This window comes from Streptomyces sp. NPDC047117, assembly GCF_040643545.1.
Lineage (GTDB): Bacteria > Actinomycetota > Actinomycetes > Streptomycetales > Streptomycetaceae > Streptomyces.
This window is the reverse complement of record NZ_JBEYUN010000017.1, coordinates 106,779-123,648: the sequence shown is the minus strand read 5'-3', so window position 1 is coordinate 123,648 and position 16,870 is coordinate 106,779. Positions and strand designations below refer to the sequence as shown.

The window sequence follows — 16,870 nt, the reverse complement described above, 5'->3', positions numbered from 1 at the left end:
AAACTATTTTTCCGACGACTTTTCCGCGTCATCGGAGACGTTCCCCGGAAGCCTTCATTCCGCAGCGTCCTCGTCACCTTCGGCCCGGCCCGCCGCGAGTTCTCCACCCGGGAGTTCCTCCCCCGCGCACAGGGCCAGGACGTCGGCACCGAATCTGCCGAGCTTGCGCCGTACAACTCCAGGGATGCCCGCCAGCTCCTGTTCGGTTCCCGGAACGGCCTCGGCGATCGCCATCAGCGTCTTGTCAGTGAAGACGCAGAATGCCGGCTGGCCCAGCGCGGCGGCCTGCCCCTCGCGCCAGTCCCGCAGCCGCTCGTACAGCCCCTCGTCCAGCTCGGAGGGGCAGTCCTCGCAGCGCATCAGCTTGATCTCGCCGCCGTCGGAGAGCACCCGGCCGCACACCCGGCAGCGGATCGGCCCGCGCCGCGTGCGGCGGACCGCCTCCCGCTCCTCGCCCCGGGCGGCCGTGCCGCCGACGCCCCGCTCGATGCCGCCGCCCCCGCCGGGCGAGCGGTGCCCCGCGGCCCCGGAGCCCGGCCGCAGGGCTTTCAGGAAGCGGCTGGCGCTCCGGTGGGCCCGGCCGCCGGGAGAACGCGAGAGGGCCCACGAGAGGCTCAGATGGCGCCGCGCACGGGTGATGCCGACGTACAGCAGGCGGCGCTCCTCCTCCAGCTGCTCGTCCGTCCTGGCGTACGTGATCGGCAGCATGCCGTCGGTGAGGCCGACCAGGAAGACCGCGTCCCACTCCAGGCCCTTGGCGGCGTGCAGCGAGGCGAGCGTCACACCGTCGACCGTCGGGGCGTGCTGGGCGCTCGCCCGCTCGTCCAGCTCGGCGACCAGGTCGGCGAGGGTGGCCTCGCGGCGCGCCCGGGCGAAGTCCTCGGCGAGCCGGACCAGCGCCGCCAGCGACTCCCAGCGGTCGCGCACTGCGCCGGAGCCGGCCGGCGGCCGGTCGCCCCAGCCCATCTCGCTCAGGACGGCCCGCACCTCCGAGGGCAGGTCCTGGGCGTCGTCCAGCAGCGCGTCGTTCCCCCCGAAGCGGGCGGCCGCGCGCAGCTTGTGACCGGCCTCGCGCACCTCCGGACGCTCGAAGAACCGCTCGGCGCCGCGGAGCTGGTACGGCACGCCCGCATCTGCCAGCGCCTGTTCGTAGACCTCGGACTGGGCGTTGATGCGGAAGAGGACGGCTATCTCGCCCGCGGGCACGCCGGAGGCGATCAGGTCGCGGATGCGGCGCGCGGTGCCCTCCGCCTCGGCGGGCTCGTCGCCGTACTCCACGTGGACCGGGTCCGGGCCCGCCTCGCGCTGGGAGACCAGCTCCAGGCGGTGCTCGGCGGCGCGGCCGCTGGCCTGCGACAGGAGCCCGTTGGCGAGGTGGACGACCTGGGGGCTGGAGCGGTAGTCGCGGACCAGCTTCACGACCGTCGCGCCGGGGTGGCGGGTACGGAAGTTCAGCAGGTGGTCGGGGGTGGCGCCGGTGAAGCTGTAGATCGTCTGGCTCGCGTCGCCGACCACGCAGAGGCTGTCGCGGTCACCGAGCCACAGCTCCAGGAGGCGCTGCTGGAGGGGGCTGACGTCCTGGTACTCGTCGACGACGAAGTGCTGGTACTGGGAGCGGACCTGCTCGGCGATGTCCGGGCGGTCCTGGAGCACGCCGACGGTGAGCAGCAGCACGTCCTCGAAGTCGATGACGCCGCGGTCCCGCTTGAGGTCCTCGTAGGTGCGGTAGATCTGGGCGATCTCGGCGGGGTCGCGGGGGGCCTCGCGGGTGGCCTTGGCGACGGCTGCCGGGTAGTCGGCGGGGACGGTCTGGGTGACCTTGGACCATTCGATCTCGCCGGTGACGTCACGCAGCTCGGTGCGGTCCAGCCGGATGCCGGAGCGGGCGCCGGCCTCGGCGACCAGCTGGACCTTGCGGTCCAGCAGCCGGGGGACCTCGCCGCCGACCGCCTTGGGCCAGAAGTACTGGAGCTGGCGCAGCGCGGCGGAGTGGAACGTACGGGCCTGGACGCCGGCGGCGCCGAGCTGGCGCAGCCGGCCGCGCATCTCGCCCGCCGCGCGGTTGGTGAAGGTGACGGCGAGGACGGTGGTGGGCTGGAGGATGCCCGCGCGGACGCCGTACGCGATGCGGTGGGTGATCGCGCGGGTCTTGCCCGTACCCGCACCGGCCAGCACGCAGACGGGGCCGTGCAGCGCGGTGGCGACCTCGCGCTGCTCGGGGTCGAGCCCTTCCAGCACCGCGTCGGCGTCCGCCGGGGCGGCGGGGAAGTTCGTCGCCGACGGTGCCTGCGGGAAGAGGGTGGGGTCCGATGCTGCTGTCACCCCGCCATGCTGCCAGGTCCGTGGCGGCGGCCGGGAATGTTGTCCACAGGCGCGGCCGGTGGTCGTACTTGTGCGCACGTCCCGAAGGAGCCGGAAGCGTGCGGGGCGGGAAGCGCCGGAAGGAGGCGGGAATACTCACCCGCGAGCGCCCCGGAGGGCCGGGAATGGTCCGGGGTAGGTGCGCGTTGAACCACTGCGGTCGCGGCAATCCGCCGCCACCACGCCGAGCAGCAGCAAGAAGGAGCGCGAGACTCATGGCGGGCACTGTCACGATGTACAGCACCACCTGGTGTGGTTACTGCCGTCGGCTCAAGGGCCAGATGGACCGCGAGGGCATCGCGTACACCGAGATCAACATCGAGCACGACCCCGAGTCCGCGAAGTACGTGGAGACCGTGAACGGCGGCAACCAGCTGGTGCCGACCGTCGTCGTGGTCCCCGAGGCCGGCGGCGAGCAGCATGCGATGGGCAACCCGCCGCTCGCGTGGATCAAGGAGAAGCTCGCCGCCTGAGGCCCGCGCACACCATTGCGCGGCCCACGCTGTGAGGCCGGACACGCAGAGGGCCGGAACCGTACGGTTCCGGCCCTCGCGCATGCCCGCGGACGCTACGGCTTCGGCAGCGGCTTCCCGTACCAGAGCTCGATCAGGCGGGCCGCGATGGAGATGCCGTACGGCGGCAGCACCTCGCCCGATTCGAAGGCCTCGCGCAGGTCCTCGCGGGAGAACCAGCGGGCCTCCTCGATCTCCTCGCCGTCCACCTGGATCTCGGGGTGTGTGGCACGGGCCATGAAGCCGAGCATCAGGCTGGAGGGGAAGGGCCAGGGCTGGCTGGCGACGTACTCGACGTCCCCGACGACCACGCCGGCCTCTTCGTAGACCTCGCGCCGCACCGACTGCTCGATGGACTCGCCCGGCTCCACGAAGCCGGCGAGCGTGGAGAACCGGCCTTCGGGCCAGTGCACCTGCCGCCCCAGGAGCGCGCGGTCCTCCTCGTCGGTGACGAGCATGATCACTGCCGGGTCGGTACGCGGGTAGTGCTCGGCGCCGCAGGCCGGGCAGCGGCGGATGTGGCCCGCCGCAGCGATGACCGTGCGCTCGCCGCAGCGCGAGCAGAAGCGGTGCAGCCGCTGCCAGTTCTCCAGGGCGACGGCGTGCACGAGCAGGCCGGCGTCGCGCTCGGACAGCAGCAGACCGGCTTCCCGCAGGCCCGCGGGGCGCGCGGACTGGTCCATGCGGCCCGGGAGCGAGTCCTTCTGGAGCGCGAAGTAGCGGACGCCGTCCTCGTCCTGCCCGAGGTAGTAACGGTGGGTCTCGGTCATCGGCGCCTCGAAGGAGGGCGTCATGACCAGTTCCGTACGGCCGTCGGGGGTGTCGTCCACCAGGGCCTGGCCGCCGGAGACCACGAAGACGCGCGTCGTCGGGTGGCTCCACGCCGCGGCGAGCCATGCCTCGTCGAGTCGGTGATGCGCGCTGCGGTCGATGCCGCTGTCGGCGCTGAAGGTGATGGGCCGGTGTGCGTCGTGATCGATCCGGGTGGTCACTGGTGTTTCCAACTCCCCCTGTGCGAGAGGTGCGGGCTGCGTACGGATGCGGGGCGCGGGCCGGCAGGAGGCCGCGGCCGCGGTGGTCGGGTCATTCCGGGCGCCAGTTCTCCGCCAGGTCGCCCCACAGGTACGCCGCGGTCTCGACGCCCTTCATGAGCAGGTCCAGCTCCACCTTCTCGTTGGGCGCGTGCCAGCCGTCGGAGGGCACGGAGATGCCGAGGAAGAGCACCGGGGCGCCGAGCGCGTCCTGGAGGTCGGCGGCGGGCCCCGAACCGCCCTCCCGGGTGAAGCGGATCTGCTGCTCGAAGGCGCGGCCCATCGCGCGGGCGACCGACTGCAGGGCGGGGTGGTCCAGCGGGGTCAGGCAGGGCCTGGTGGCGCCCCAGAAGGTGATCTCGTGCCGGATGCCGGCTGGCAGCCGCTCGGCGACCCAGGAGCGGACGGCCTCCTGGACGGCGGCCGCGTCCTGGCCGGCGACCAGCCGGAAGGAGAGCTTCAGCTGGGCCCGGGAGGGCACGATGGTCTTGCCGCCGGGGCCCTGATAGCCGCCGCCGATGCCGTTGACCTCGGCCGTGGGGCGGGCCCAGATGCGCTCCAGGGTGGTGTGGCCGGCCTCGCCGAGCGCGGCGTGCGAGTGCGCCGTACGCAGCCACGCCTCCTCGTCGAAGGGCAGCTCGGCGAAGAGCTCCCGCTCCCGCTCGGTGAGCTCGACCACGCCGTCGTAGAAGCCGGGGATCGCGACCCTGCGGTCCGCGTCGTGCAGCCCGGCGGCCAGCCTGGCCGCCTCGGTGGCCGGGTTCGGCACGGCGCCGCCGAAGGAACCCGAGTGGATGTCCTGGCCGGGCCCGTACAGGTCGATCTGGCAGTCGGTGAGGCCGCGCATGCCCGTGCACACGGTCGGCGTGTCCGCCGCCCACATGCCGGTGTCGGAGACGATCACCGCGTCGCACGCGAGGCGGTGCGCGTGCTTGGTGATCAGCGCGGGGAAGTTCGGCGAACCGGACTCCTCCTCGCCCTCGACGATCAGCTTGAGATTGACGGCGGGGGCAGTACGGCCGGTCGCGGCGAGGTGCGCCCGCACCCCGAGGGTGTGGAAGAAGACCTGGCCCTTGTCGTCGGCCGCGCCGCGCGCGTACAGCTTGCCGTCGGCGGTGTGCGGCTCGAAGGGGTCGGTGTGCCAGCCGTCCTCCAGGGCGGCGGGCTGCACATCGTGGTGGCCGTAGACGAGCACCGTCGGGGCCTCCGGATCACCGGACGGCCACTCGGCGAACACCGCGGGCAGCCCCTCGGTCTCCCAGATCTCGACGGTCGGGAAGCCGGTCTCGGCGAGCTTCGCGACCAGCCATTCGGCGCTGCGGCGTACATCGGGGGCGTGGCCGGGGTCGGCCGACACCGAGGGGATGCGCAGCCAGGCGCCGAGGTCGTCGAGGAAGGCCTCACGTCGGCTGCTGATGTACGTGCGGACAGCGCTGTCCGGGGTGCTGCTCATGCCCCTGAGCCTATCGGCCCGTATGGGTCGTACGGTCGCCGGTCTCACCTGCGTGACCGGCCGGGTACGCCGTGTCGGCGTCGTACGCGCCCGGTGCGGCGGCCGTGCCGTCGGTGCCGCCCGGGGGCTCGCCGAGGAGGATGCGTTCCAGCTCACGGCGGCCGGGGAGCCCCGCGGGGCGCACCAGTTCGCCGCTGCGCACGTACAGGAAGGCGGCGCGCACGGCGGTGAGCGGGACGCCGCGCTGCTCCGCCCAGGCCAGGCGGTACAGGGCCAGCTGGAGCGGGTCGGCGTCCTGGCTGCGGCCGGTCTTCCAGTCGACGATCTCGTACACCGGGCCGTCGTGGCCGTCCGTCGCCTGCGGGTCGGGGGCGAGGCGGTAGACGGCGTCGATGCGGCCGCGGATGATGCGGCCCCCGAGGGTGAGCTGGACGGGCACCTCCACCCGGTACGGCGTGCGCCGCGCATACGGGGTGCGCGCGAACGCCTCCTTCAGGGCGGCGAGATCCCGCTCGTCCGCGATGCCCTCCTCGGCCGGCGTCTCCTCGTCGGCGCCGGGCAGCTCCTCGGGGCCGAGCATCGGCAGCGTCAGCTCCTCGAAGCGGGACTCGACCCAGGCGTGGAAGCGGGTGCCGCGGCGCGCTCCGGGCTGCGGGGGGCGCGGCATCGGCCGGGCCAGCTCGCGCGCGAAGCCGTCCGGGTCGGCGGCCAGCCGCATCAGCTGCGAAGCGCTGAGCGAGGACGGCAGCGGCACGTCCTGGACGCGCGCCCGGGACCGGCGCAGCTCGCCCGCCAGCGCGTCCAGGTCGCGGTCCCAGGACGCGACGGCCCGCCGCTCCTCGGGGACCAGCGAGGCCATGGCGTCCGCCTCGTCGCCGTCCCGGGCCGCGGGGACGGCGGGCGTGTGCGCGGTGCCGTCGGGGACGGCGCGTGCGGGGTGGCCGGGGTGCGAGGCGTCGTCCGGCGCGGCGTACGTGCCGTCCTCGTCGTACGGCGGCTCGTGGGGCCCGTCCTCGTCGTCCTCTCCGTACGGCGGCTCGTAGGCCTCGTCCTCGCCGTACGGATCGCCGTACCTCTCCTCGTCCTCGTACGCGGGCTCCTCGGGCGGCCACTCCGGGTCGTCCGCCGGGCCGGGGCCGGCCGGGGCCTCCGCCGGCCCGGAGGGGTCCGTCCCGGGCTGCTCCGTGCCGTGCTCCAGGCGCTGCACCCGGGCCAGTACCGCTTCGGCCGCGGCCCGGCGGCGGGCCATCGCCTCCGGGTCCAGCGGGAGCGGCCACTCCCCTGCCGCGTCGTCGTCCGCGGCCACGAGGGCGGGGTTCTCCGCGTCCTCCTCGGGCGGGTCGGCCCACTCCTCGATCTCGCCGTGGCCCGCCTCGCAGTGCGCGCGCAGCGCGTCCAGGAAGGCGGACGGGCCGCGGGGCCTCTTCTGGTCGGGCCCCCACCAGTGGCCGGAGCCGAGCAGCAGGGAGCGCGGGCGGGTGAACGTGACGTATCCGAGGCGCAGTTCTTCGGTGGCCTGGTGGTCCTTCATCGCCTCCTTGAAGGCCTTCAGGCCGCGGCTGTCCCACGCCGGTACGTCGGGGAGGGTGTCGGCGTCGCCGCGCAGGGCGTGCGGCAGCACCTTGGCCTGGCTGGTCCAGGACTCGCGGGCCCGGCTGCTGGGGAACTGCTTCTCGACCAGCCCGGGGACCGCGACCACGTCCCACTCCAGGCCCTTGGACTTGTGCGCGGTCAGCACCTTGACGGTGTTCTCGCCGCCCGGGAGGGAGCTGTCCAGGCCCTTCTCGTGCTGCACGGCCGTACGCAGGAACCCGAGGAAGGCCAGCAGCGTGGCCTCGCCGTCCAGGGCCGCGAACCCGGCGGCGATGTCGAGGAAGGAGCCCAGGGTCTCGCGGCGGCGGGCGGCCAGGGCGTGCGGGGAGGCGGACAGCTCGACGTCCAGCCCCGTGGTGGCCAGGACGCGGTGCAGGACGTCCATCAGGGGGTCCCCGAGGGAGCGGCGCAGCTCGCGCAGCTCGGCGGCGAGGTGCGCGAAGCGGACCCGCGCGGCGGCCGAGAAGGGCAGCGCGGCGCCCGGCCCGTCCTCCCCCGAGGCGCCGGCGTCCGTCCCGAGGAACGTGTCCAGGGCGTCGGCGAGCGAGATCACCTCGGCCGGGTCGGTGCCCTCGACGGCCTCGGCGAGGCGGCGCTCGGGATCGTCGGAGGGCCCGTCGCGGTGGACGAGCGTACGGGCGAGGCGGCCCAGCAGGGCGAGGTCCCTGGGGCCGATGCGCCAGCGCGGCCCCACGAGGAGGCGGACCAGGGCGGCGTTGGCCGTGGGGTCCTGGAGCACCTCGCAGACGGCGACCAGGTCGGCGACCTCGGGGAGGTGCAGCAGCCCGGAGAGGCCGACGACCTCCACGGGGATGTCGCGGGCGACCAGCTCGCCCTGGATGCGGGCGAAATCGCCGGCGGTGCGGCACAGGACGGCGATCTCGCCGGGCGGCGTGCCCGTACGGACGAGGTGAGCGAGGGAGTCGGCGAGCCAGCGCATCTCGTCGGCGTGGGTGGGCAGCAGGGCGCAGCGCACGACGCCGTCGCGCTCGGCACCCGGGGCGGGCCGCAGGGCCTCGACGCCTTCGTGGCGCTCGCGCAGCGGGGCGGCCAGGCCGTTGGCGAGGTCCAGGAGGCGGCCGCCGCTGCGGCGGTTCTCGCTGAGCGCGAAGCGGCGCGCCGGGCTGCCGTCGGCGAACGGGAAGTGCCGGGGGAAGTCGTCGAGGTTGGCCACCGAGGCGCCGCGCCAGCCGTAGATGGCCTGGCAGGGGTCGCCCACGGCGGTGACGGCGTGGCCGGTGCCCCCGCCGAAGAGCCCGGAGAGCAGCAGGCGCTGGGCCACGGAGGTGTCCTGGTACTCGTCCAGCAGGACGACGGCGAACTCCTCGCGCAGCAGGCGGCCCACCTCGGCACGGGTGGTGGCGAGCGTGGCGGAGAGGGCGATCTGGTCGCCGAAGTCGAGGAGGTCGCGGCGGCGCTTCTCGCCGCGGTACGCGCCGACCAGGTCGAGCAGCTCCAGGCGGCCCTGCACCGCCTCGGGGACCTTGCGCAGCTCGGCGTTGCTGAGCTTGGCGGCGCCGAGCTCGGCGAGCAGCCGGGTGTCGTACGCGCGCAGCTCCTCGGGGGCGACGAGGTGCTCGGCCAGCTCGCCGTCGAGGGCGAGGAGGTCCTCCACGAGAGTGGGCAGCGAGGTGGTGAGCGCGGGATACGGGCCCGGCGCTTCGCGCAGCACCCGGGCGGCGAGCTGGAAGCGGGTGGCGTCGGCGAGCAGCCGGGCGCTGGGCTCGACCCCGATGCGCAGCCCGTGGTCCTTCAGGAGCTGGCCGGCGAAGGCGTGGTACGTGGAGATGCGGGGTTCGCCGGGGGCTTCGTCGGCGCTCCCGTGGCCGGGCGGCGCCGGGTCCGGGTCGGTCACGCCGGCCGCGAGCAGGGCGGCACGCACCCGCTCGGCCAGCTCGCCCGCGGCCTTGTTCGTGAACGTCAGGCCGAGGACCTGCTCGGGGGCGACCTGCCCGGTCCCCACCAGCCACACCACGCGCGCGGCCATCACCGTCGTCTTGCCGGAGCCGGCACCGGCCACGATCACCTGCGGAGCGGGCGGTGCCGTGATGCAGGCCAGCTGCTCCGGGGTGAACGGGATGCCCAGCAGCTCCTTGAGCTGTTCGGGGTCGGTGATGCGCGCGGACACGTCCGAGACGGTAACGGGCTGCACTGACAACGGAGCAAAACCGCCGGTCAGTGGGGCGTACCGTCACTCGACGACGTGCTGCCCCTCGGGCCGCGCCGAACAGGAACTCTTGAAGGCGCAGTGCGTGCAGTGCTGTCCGGTCGAGGGGACGAAGCGCTCCTCCAGGACGCGGCCGGCGGCGGTGGCCAGCAGGTCACCCACCCACTCGCCCGCCCCGTCACCCGCCAGGGGCTGCTGCGCCTGCACCACGGGCAGCGCGTCGCCGCCGTCCTTCTTCGCGGCGCCCTGGCGCAGCTGCACCAGCTCCGCTCCCCCGGGCTCCGGGGTGCGGCCCCCGAAGACCTCGTCGACGGCCCCTTCGCGCACCGCGAGCTGGTACACGGCGAGCTGCGGGTGCCGGGCCACCTCGGGGCCGGTCGGCCGGCTCTTGCCGGTCTTGAAGTCCACGACGTACGCATGGCCGTCCGCGTCGGCCTCGACGCGGTCCATGCTGCCGCGGATGCGGACCGCGTACTCCTCCGCGGCACCGGCCTTCAGTGTGACGTCGAAGCCGTGCTCGGTGGCGACCGTGGTGCGGCCGAGCGTCTCGCGCTCCATGACGTGCCAGCGCAGGAAGCGCTCCAGGGCGGCGCGTGCGCTGTCCTTCTCCTGACGCGACTTCCACGGCGCGTCGAAGGCGAGCGAGTCCCATACGGAGTCCAGCCGCTCCATCAGCACGGCGAGGTCGGCCGGGGTGCGACCGGAGGCGACCTCGTCGGCCAGGACGTGCACCACGTTGCCGAAGCCCTGCGCGGCGGTCGCGGGCGCGTCCGCCTTGACCTCCCGGCCCAGGAACCACTGGAGCGCGCAGGTGTTGGCCAGCTGGTCCAGCGCGCTGCCCGAGAGCGCCACAGGGGCGTCCTTGTCGCGCAGCGGTACGGAGCTGTGCGTCGGCTCGTACAGGCCCCACCAGCGGTACGGGTGCGCGGCGGGCACGAGGGGGCGGCCCTCGTCGTCCCGGAGCGCGGCGAGCCTGGCGAGCCGCTCGACGGCGGCGGTGCGCAGCGCTTCGGAGGCGGCGGGGTCGACGACGGTGGCACGCAGTTCGGCGACGAGCGCGGCCACCGAGAGGGGGCGGCGCGGCCGCCCGGTGACGTCGACCGGGTCGACGCCCAGCTCGGTGAGGAAGCGGGAGGGCTGGTCACCGTCGTCGGCCGCGGCCTTCACGGCGGTGACGACGAGGCGCTCCCGGGCACGGGTGGCCGCCACGTAGAACAGCCGGCGCTCCTCGGCGAGCAGCGCCCCCGGGGTGAGCGGTTCGGCGAGACCGTCCCGGCCGATCCGGTCGGCCTCCAGCAGCGAGCCGCGGCGGCGCAGGTCGGGCCAGAGCCCCTCCTGTACGCCGGCGACCACGACGAGGCGCCACTCCAGGCCCTTGGAGCGGTGCGCGGTCATCAGGCGGACCGCGTCGGGCCGCACCGCACGGCGGGTCAGCGTGTCGGCGGCGATGTCCTGGTTGTCCAGCTCCTCCAGGAAGTTCAGGGCGCCCCGGCCGCCGGTGCGCTCCTCGGCGCGCGCCGCGGTCTCGAACAGGGCGACCACCGCGTCCAGGTCGCGGTCGGCGTTCCGGCCCGCGGCGCCGCCACGCCGGGCGGTCCGTTCGAGCCGGCCCGGCCAGGGCGTCCCGTCCCACAGCTCCCACAGCGCCTGTTCGGCGGTGCCGCCGCCGGCGAGCAGCTCGCGGGCCTTGCGCAGCATCACCCCGAGACGCTGCGCGCTCCGTGCGTACGCCGGGTCGTGGGCCACGAGGCGCTCCGGCTCGTCCAGCGCCTCGGCGATCAGTACGTCCGAAGGGCGCGGCACGGCCTGCCCGGCGGCCCGCTCCTCCTCCCGGAGGGCGCGCCCGAGCCGCCGCAGATCGGCGGCGTCCATCCCGCCCAGCGGCGACGTCAGCAGCTCTATCGCCACTTCGGGGGCTATACGCGTGTACGCGGCGGGCGCCTCGGCCCCGGACGGCTCAGCGGACTCGGCGGGCTCGGCGGAGGCGGTGGGCTCGACAGGCTCAGCGGGCGCCGTGGGATCCTCCGGGGCCTCGTCCGGGGCTCCGGCCTCCTCCAGGGCTTCCTCCGGCGCCCGGTCCTCCCCGTCGGCCGTCAGGAGCGCGTCCAGGCCGTCCGCCGGTTCCTCCCCGGCTTCGTCCGCGCCCGGCACGCCGGTCACCGGCGCGTCCGTCGCCGCCACCCGCAGCGCCAGCAGCAGCGGCGCGACCGCGGGCTCGTGGCGCAGCGGGAGGTCGTCACCGTCGATGTCGAGGGGGACGCCCGCCGAGGTGAGGGCGCGGCGTACGGAGGGGATCGACCGGCCGCCGGCGCGCACGAGGACGGCCATGTCCTGCCAGGGAACGCCGTCCTCCAGGTGGGCCCGGCGCAGGATGTCGGCGATGTTGTCCAGCTCGGCCCCGGCCGTCGGGTACGTGTACACCTCGGCCCAGCCGCCGTCCCGTACCGGCGTGGGCTCGCGGTGCTCCCTCACCTGCCGGGCGGGCAGCCGGTTGAGCGGCATGCGGCGGGTGAGCAGCCGGGTGGCGGCGACGAGCGCGGCCCCCGAACGGCGCGCGGTGCGCAGCACCTCTACGGGCGCGGGCGCCCCGTCCGCGCGCCGGAAGGTCTCCGGGAAGTCGAGGATGCCGTTGATGTCGGCGCCGCGGAAGGCGTAGATGGACTGGTCGGGATCGCCGTAGGCGACCAGGGTGCGGCCGCCGCCGGCCCCGGGAACCGCGGGTCCGCGGTTCCCCGCCAGCGCGTGCAGCAGCCGGACCTGCGCGGCGTCGGTGTCCTGGTACTCGTCGACGAAGACCGCGTCGTACCGGCGCGCCAGCTCGGCCGCCACCTCGGGGCGCTCGGCGAGCAGCACCGCGCGGTGCACCAGTTCGGCGTAGTCCAGCACCCCCTGGGCGTCCAGGACGTCGAGGTACTCGGCGAGGAAGCCGGCGGCGGCGCCCCAGTCGGGCCGCCCCGTGCGGCGCGCGAAGTCGCCCAGCGCGTCCGGGCCGAGGCCCAGCTCGCGGCTGCGGGCGAGCACGGCGCGCACCTCGTCGGCGAAGCCCCGGGTGGTCAGGCAGGCCCGCAGCTCGTCCGGCCAGCCGACCGGCGCGCGGCCCTCCCTGGCCAGCTCCGCCTGGCCCGCCAGCAGCTCGCGCACGACGAGGTCCTGCTCGGGTCCGGACAGCAGGCGCAGCGGGTCGGCGAAGAGGTCGGCGTCCTGATGGGCGCGGACCAGCGCGTAACAGAAGGAGTGGAAGGTGGTGGCCTGCGGGCTGCCCGCCCGGCGCACGGCCGCTCCCCCGTCCCCCGCCCCGTCCTCCGGCGGGCTCTCGTGGCTCAGCCGGGCCGCCATCCGGTCGCGCAGCTCGACGGCGGCCTTGCGGCTGAAGGTCAGGACGAGGATCCGCTCGGGGTCGGTGCCCTCCCGCACCCGCCGGGTGACCGCCTCGACGAGCGTCGTGGTCTTGCCCGTACCGGGGCCGGCCAGCACGAGAAGCGGCCCGCCCGCATGGTCAACCACCGCGCGCTGACGTGCGTCCAAGGCAGGAGGGCGCACCGCGTCCGGCCGGCTGCGGACCAGGCGGTACGCGCCGGGCGCATCCCGCCGCTCCGGCCGTGGGTACGGCCGGGGCTGCGGAATCGCCGAGGAGGAGGAACTCACGTGGATCGCCTGTGCCGGGGTCTGAGGTGCGGTTGCGGTGGTACTGGGGTCCTGGTGTGCGGATGCGGTGGAGACGGGTGTCCGGTGAATGATGCCGGACGTCCGATCTGCGGTGATGCTGGTGGTACGGACAAGGCTGTCGATACGTGTGGTGCCGAAGTGCGGGGTGGTATGGGTGCTGGTGTCCGTCGTGCGAGCTGCGCCCGACGCTACGCCAGGTGGCGCACGAGCCGCAGCGCGTCCCGCGAGCGAGCGGTGTGAACCGTCGGCCGCGCACGTCCCGTACGCGCCTCCGGAGCGGGTCTCACGCGTCCCGTACGCGCCTCCGGACGCCGCGCACTCAGCCCTCGTGGTCCGGGGCGCCGCCCGCGTCCGGGGAACCGGCCGTGTCCGGCTCGCCGCCGTCCCAGCGGGCCCGCGCCATGTCCAGCCGCGGTATCCCGCGCTCCTCGCGGGAGCCGGCGGTGCGCCTGGGCTCGCGCAGCGGCGTGCCCTCGGTGCGGTAGTGCTGGAGCGCGCGCCGCTCGCTGCCCGGCAGCAGGACGCCGTCGGCGCGCACCACGCGCCACCACGGCACGGCGCCGCCGTACAGCGCCATCACGCGTCCCACCTGCCGCGGGCCCATCCGGCGCCCGCCACCGCCCGCCTCCGGGTGCGCGTCGGGGTGCACCTCTTCATTGAGGTACTCGGCGACGTCCCCGTAGGTCATCACGCGGCCCGGCGGAATCCGTTCGGCCAGGTCGAGCACGCGGTCCGCGTACTCCGGCAGTTCGCCGCCCGGGGCGTCGCTCCCGTTCTCTCCGGTCCCACTCATTCGGCCCATCCTGCCGTACGGCACCGACAACGCCCGCCGTTCCCCGCCACGGCGGTGACGCCGCGTGCACGTAGGGCCGACGCGGCGTACGCTGCGCTTCCCGCGCCCCCGAAATGCACCCTGATGCCCCCCTCCGCTCCGGGGCCGTGCCACCATCTTCCGGGCGGTGACTGGTGATACGAGATCAAGAAGAGACGGCTGAGCAGCATCAGGGCGCGGCGCCTCCTGGGGAGGCGAGCGCTCCCGACGCGCTGTCCCGGCCCGGTGGCAGCACCGCCGACCACCGCTCCACCGAGGCCGACACCAGCACCACCGAGACCAGCACCGCCGAGACCGAGAACGACGGAACGATCAAGAGGAAGCCGGAGCAGCCGGACCAGCCGGAGAAGACACCGGGACAGCCGCTACAACGGGGAAGGGCTTCCACCACCGACATGGCAAGCAAGACCGAGCAGGCCGGACGGGCCGACGTGCCCGAAGGGGCGGGCGCAGCCGCCGGCCGCAGTCCGAAGGACGAGCGTCCGCCGCCGGGTGCCACGCGTGACGACACGGGCGGGCCGGACGCCGACAGACCCGGGACGGCGCGGGGCCTCCGTACGGAGCGGACCGACCGCCCCGAGGGGGACGACCGCCTCGCCAAGGGCGACCGGATCGGCGACGAGGGCGTCGGCAGCGAGTTCCACGTCGACCACATCTCGGGCGACGAGCCCCTGCTGCCCGCGCGCGTGCACCGCCCCTTCGACCTGCTGCGCTTCCTGCTCGGCATCGTGGGGATCGCGCTGGTCCTGGGGCTGGCGACGTTCGCGCACGGGACCACGCAGGGCCTGGAGAACGACATCGGCAAGGGCGCCGGGCAGGCACCCCAGCTGCTGATCACCTTCGCCGGGCTGACCGCGAGCATCGCGGTCCTGATCGTTCCGGTGGCCTTCGCGATCGAACGGCTGATCAAACGGGACGGCCTGCGGATCGCCGACGGCGTGCTCGCGGCCGTCCTCGCCCACGGGGTGTCACTCGCGACGGACCTCTGGGTGGCCGAGGCGGCACCGGAGTCCATCCGGGACGCGCTCACCCAGCCGCTGGCCAACGGGGCGATCACCGCCCCCGTGCACAGCTACCTCGCGCCCGTCATCGCCTACATGACGGCCGTCGGCATGTCCCGTAGGCCGCGCTGGCGCGTGGCCATGTGGTGCGTACTGCTGCTCGACGCCTTCGCGGTGCTCGTCGGCCGGTACACCACCCCGTTCGCGATCGTCACGACCGTACTGATCGGCTACACGGTCGCCTTCGGCACGCTGTACGCGGTCGGCTCCCCGAACGTCCGGCCGACCGGCCAGAACCTCCTCGCCGGCCTGCGCCGGGTCGGCTTCCGGCCGGTCAGCGCGCTCCGCGCGGAGGACACCGCGTACCCGGAGCACTCCGACCGCGGCCGCCGGTACATCGTCACGCTGGAGGACGGCCCGCCCATCGACGTCACCGTCGTGGACCGGGAGCAGCAGGCGCAGGGCTTCTTCTACCGCGTGTGGCGCAGGCTCTCACTGCGCGGCATCAACCAGCGCCGCAGCCTTCAGTCGCTGCGCCAGGCGCTGGAGCAGGAGGCGCTGCTGGCGTACGCGGCGATCGCGGCCGGGGCGAACGCGCCCAAGCTGATCGCCACCTCCGAGCTGGGCCCGGACGCCGTGATGCTCGTGTACGAGCACGTCGGGGGCCGCACCCTGGACGCGCTCGCGGACGAGGAGATCACCGACGAGCTGATGGACAACGCCTGGCAGCAGGTCGCGGCGCTGCAGTCGCGGCGCATCGCGCACCGGCGGCTGGTCGGTGACGCGCTCCTGGTGGATCGTTCCGGCACGGTCGTCCTCACCGACCTTCGAGGCGGTGAGATCGCCTCCGGTGACGTGGTGCTGCGGATGGACGTCGCGCAGCTGATGACCACGCTGGGCCTGCGGGTCGGCGCGGAGCGCAGCGTGCAGGCGGCCGTGGAGGTGCTCGGCCCGGACGCGGTGGCGGACAGCCTGCCGCTGCTGCAGCCGATCGCCCTCAGCCGGACCACCAGGGCCACGCTGCGCCATCTGGCCAGGGAACGGGCCAAGCGCGAGCGTGAGGCGGTCCTGGCGGCCTCACAGGCGGCCAAGGCGGCGAAGGCCGAGGAGGGCCGTACCGACCGCAAGACGCTGCGCGCCGAGAAGAACGCCGAGAAGCGGGCGCTGGACGAGGCGATGGAGGAGGCCCGCGAGGAGGACCTGCTCTCGCAGATCCGCCGCCAGGTGCTGCTGATCCGGCCGACCGCGCCGGTGGAACCGGCCAAGCTGGAGCGGATCAGCCCGCGCACGCTGGTGAGCTGGATCGCCGGCGCGTTCGCCGCGTACTTCCTGCTCTCGCAGCTCACGCACGTGAAGTTCGACCAGGTCATCGGCGAGGCGAACTGGGGCTGGGTGGCGGCCGCGATGTTCTTCTCGGCGCTGACCTACATCGCGGCGGCGCTCAGCCTGCTGGGCTTCGTCCCCGAAAAGGTCTCCTTCGTGCGGACGGTGATCGCGCAGGTCGCGGGCAACTTCGTGAAGCTGGTCGCGCCGGCCGCGGTCGGCGGCGTGGCGCTCAACGCCCGCTTCCTGCAACGGGCCGGCATCCGGCCGGGCCTCGCGGTGGCGAGCGTAGGCGCGTCCCAGCTGTTCGGCCTCGGCAGCCACATCCTGCTGCTGCTGACCTTCGGCTACCTGACCGGCACCGAACGCACGCCCTCGCTGTCGCCGTCCCGCACGGTCATCGCGGGGCTGCTGACGGCGGCGGTACTGGCCCTGGTGGTCACGGCCATTCCGGCGCTGCGCAAGTTCGTGGTGACCCGAGTGCGGTCGCTGTTCGCCGGCGTGGTGCCGCGCATGCTCGACGTGCTGCAGCGCCCGAAGAAACTGGTCGCCGGCATCGGCGGCATGCTGCTGCTCACGGCGGCGAACGTGATGTGCCTGGACGCCTCGATCCGGGCCTTCGGGGGCGGCGACCAGATCTCCTACGCGAGCATCGCGGTCGTCTTCCTGGCGGGCAACGCGCTCGGCTCCGCCGCGCCCACACCGGGCGGCGTCGGCGCCGTGGAACTGGCCCTGACCGGTCTGCTGACGGCGGCAGGGCTGGGCAGTGACACGGCCCTGTCGGCGGTGCTGCTCTTCCGCCTGATGACGTTCTGGCTGCCGGTGCTGCCGGGCTGGATGTCCTTCACGTTCCTGACGCGCAAGGGATCGCTGTGAGGCGGCCGGAGAGCCGCTAGGCACGGCGGGACGAGCGTACGAAGGCGCGTGGCTT

At 74.4% G+C, this 16,870-nt stretch carries 8 protein-coding genes; 2 read left to right on the top strand and 6 right to left on the bottom strand.

Going from position 1 to position 16,870, the window contains the following annotated elements:
• Positions 1–54: 54 nt before the first annotated feature.
• On the bottom strand, positions 55–2,400 hold the full coding sequence (locus tag ABZ840_RS28660; RefSeq protein WP_361563886.1) for an ATP-dependent DNA helicase UvrD2: 2,346 nt from the start codon (positions 2,398–2,400) through the stop codon (positions 55–57).
• A 176-nt stretch (positions 2,401–2,576) separates the two neighbouring features.
• Here ABZ840_RS28660 and ABZ840_RS28655 point away from each other — a divergent pair, with 176 nt between their 5' ends.
• Complete coding sequence (locus ABZ840_RS28655) at positions 2,577–2,834, top strand: glutaredoxin domain-containing protein (protein ID WP_361563884.1); 258 nt, start codon at positions 2,577–2,579, stop codon at positions 2,832–2,834.
• Between the two features lie 95 nt (positions 2,835–2,929).
• On the opposite strand, the gene nudC is transcribed toward ABZ840_RS28655, so the two are convergent.
• The 5 genes from nudC to ABZ840_RS28630 all read right to left on the bottom strand — a co-directional run bounded on the left by nudC (position 2,930) and on the right by ABZ840_RS28630 (position 13,576).
• The gene (gene nudC / locus ABZ840_RS28650) at positions 2,930–3,865 is read right to left on the bottom strand and encodes an NAD(+) diphosphatase (RefSeq protein ID WP_361563882.1); all 936 of its coding nucleotides are present in this window, start codon (positions 3,863–3,865) and stop codon (positions 2,930–2,932) included.
• A 91-nt stretch (positions 3,866–3,956) separates the two neighbouring features.
• Positions 3,957–5,357, bottom strand: coding sequence for a dipeptidase (locus tag ABZ840_RS28645; RefSeq protein ID WP_361563880.1), 1,401 nt, complete (start codon positions 5,355–5,357; stop codon positions 3,957–3,959).
• A 10-nt stretch (positions 5,358–5,367) separates the two neighbouring features.
• Entirely contained in the window at positions 5,368–9,078 is a 3,711-nt protein-coding gene (locus ABZ840_RS28640; RefSeq protein ID WP_361563877.1) for a UvrD-helicase domain-containing protein, read from the bottom strand.
• Positions 9,079–9,141: 63 nt separating this feature from the next.
• Positions 9,142–12,741: an ATP-dependent DNA helicase gene (locus ABZ840_RS28635; protein WP_361564080.1), complete on the bottom strand. Its 3,600-nt coding sequence runs from the start codon at positions 12,739–12,741 to the stop codon at positions 9,142–9,144.
• A gap of 361 nt (positions 12,742–13,102) precedes the next feature.
• Complete coding sequence (locus ABZ840_RS28630) at positions 13,103–13,576, bottom strand: MGMT family protein (RefSeq protein WP_361563874.1); 474 nt, start codon at positions 13,574–13,576, stop codon at positions 13,103–13,105.
• A 173-nt stretch (positions 13,577–13,749) separates the two neighbouring features.
• Between ABZ840_RS28630 and ABZ840_RS28625 the strand changes: the two genes are divergently transcribed.
• Complete coding sequence (locus ABZ840_RS28625) at positions 13,750–16,815, top strand: flippase-like domain-containing protein (protein ID WP_361563871.1); 3,066 nt, start codon at positions 13,750–13,752, stop codon at positions 16,813–16,815.
• Positions 16,816–16,870 lie beyond the last annotated feature (55 nt).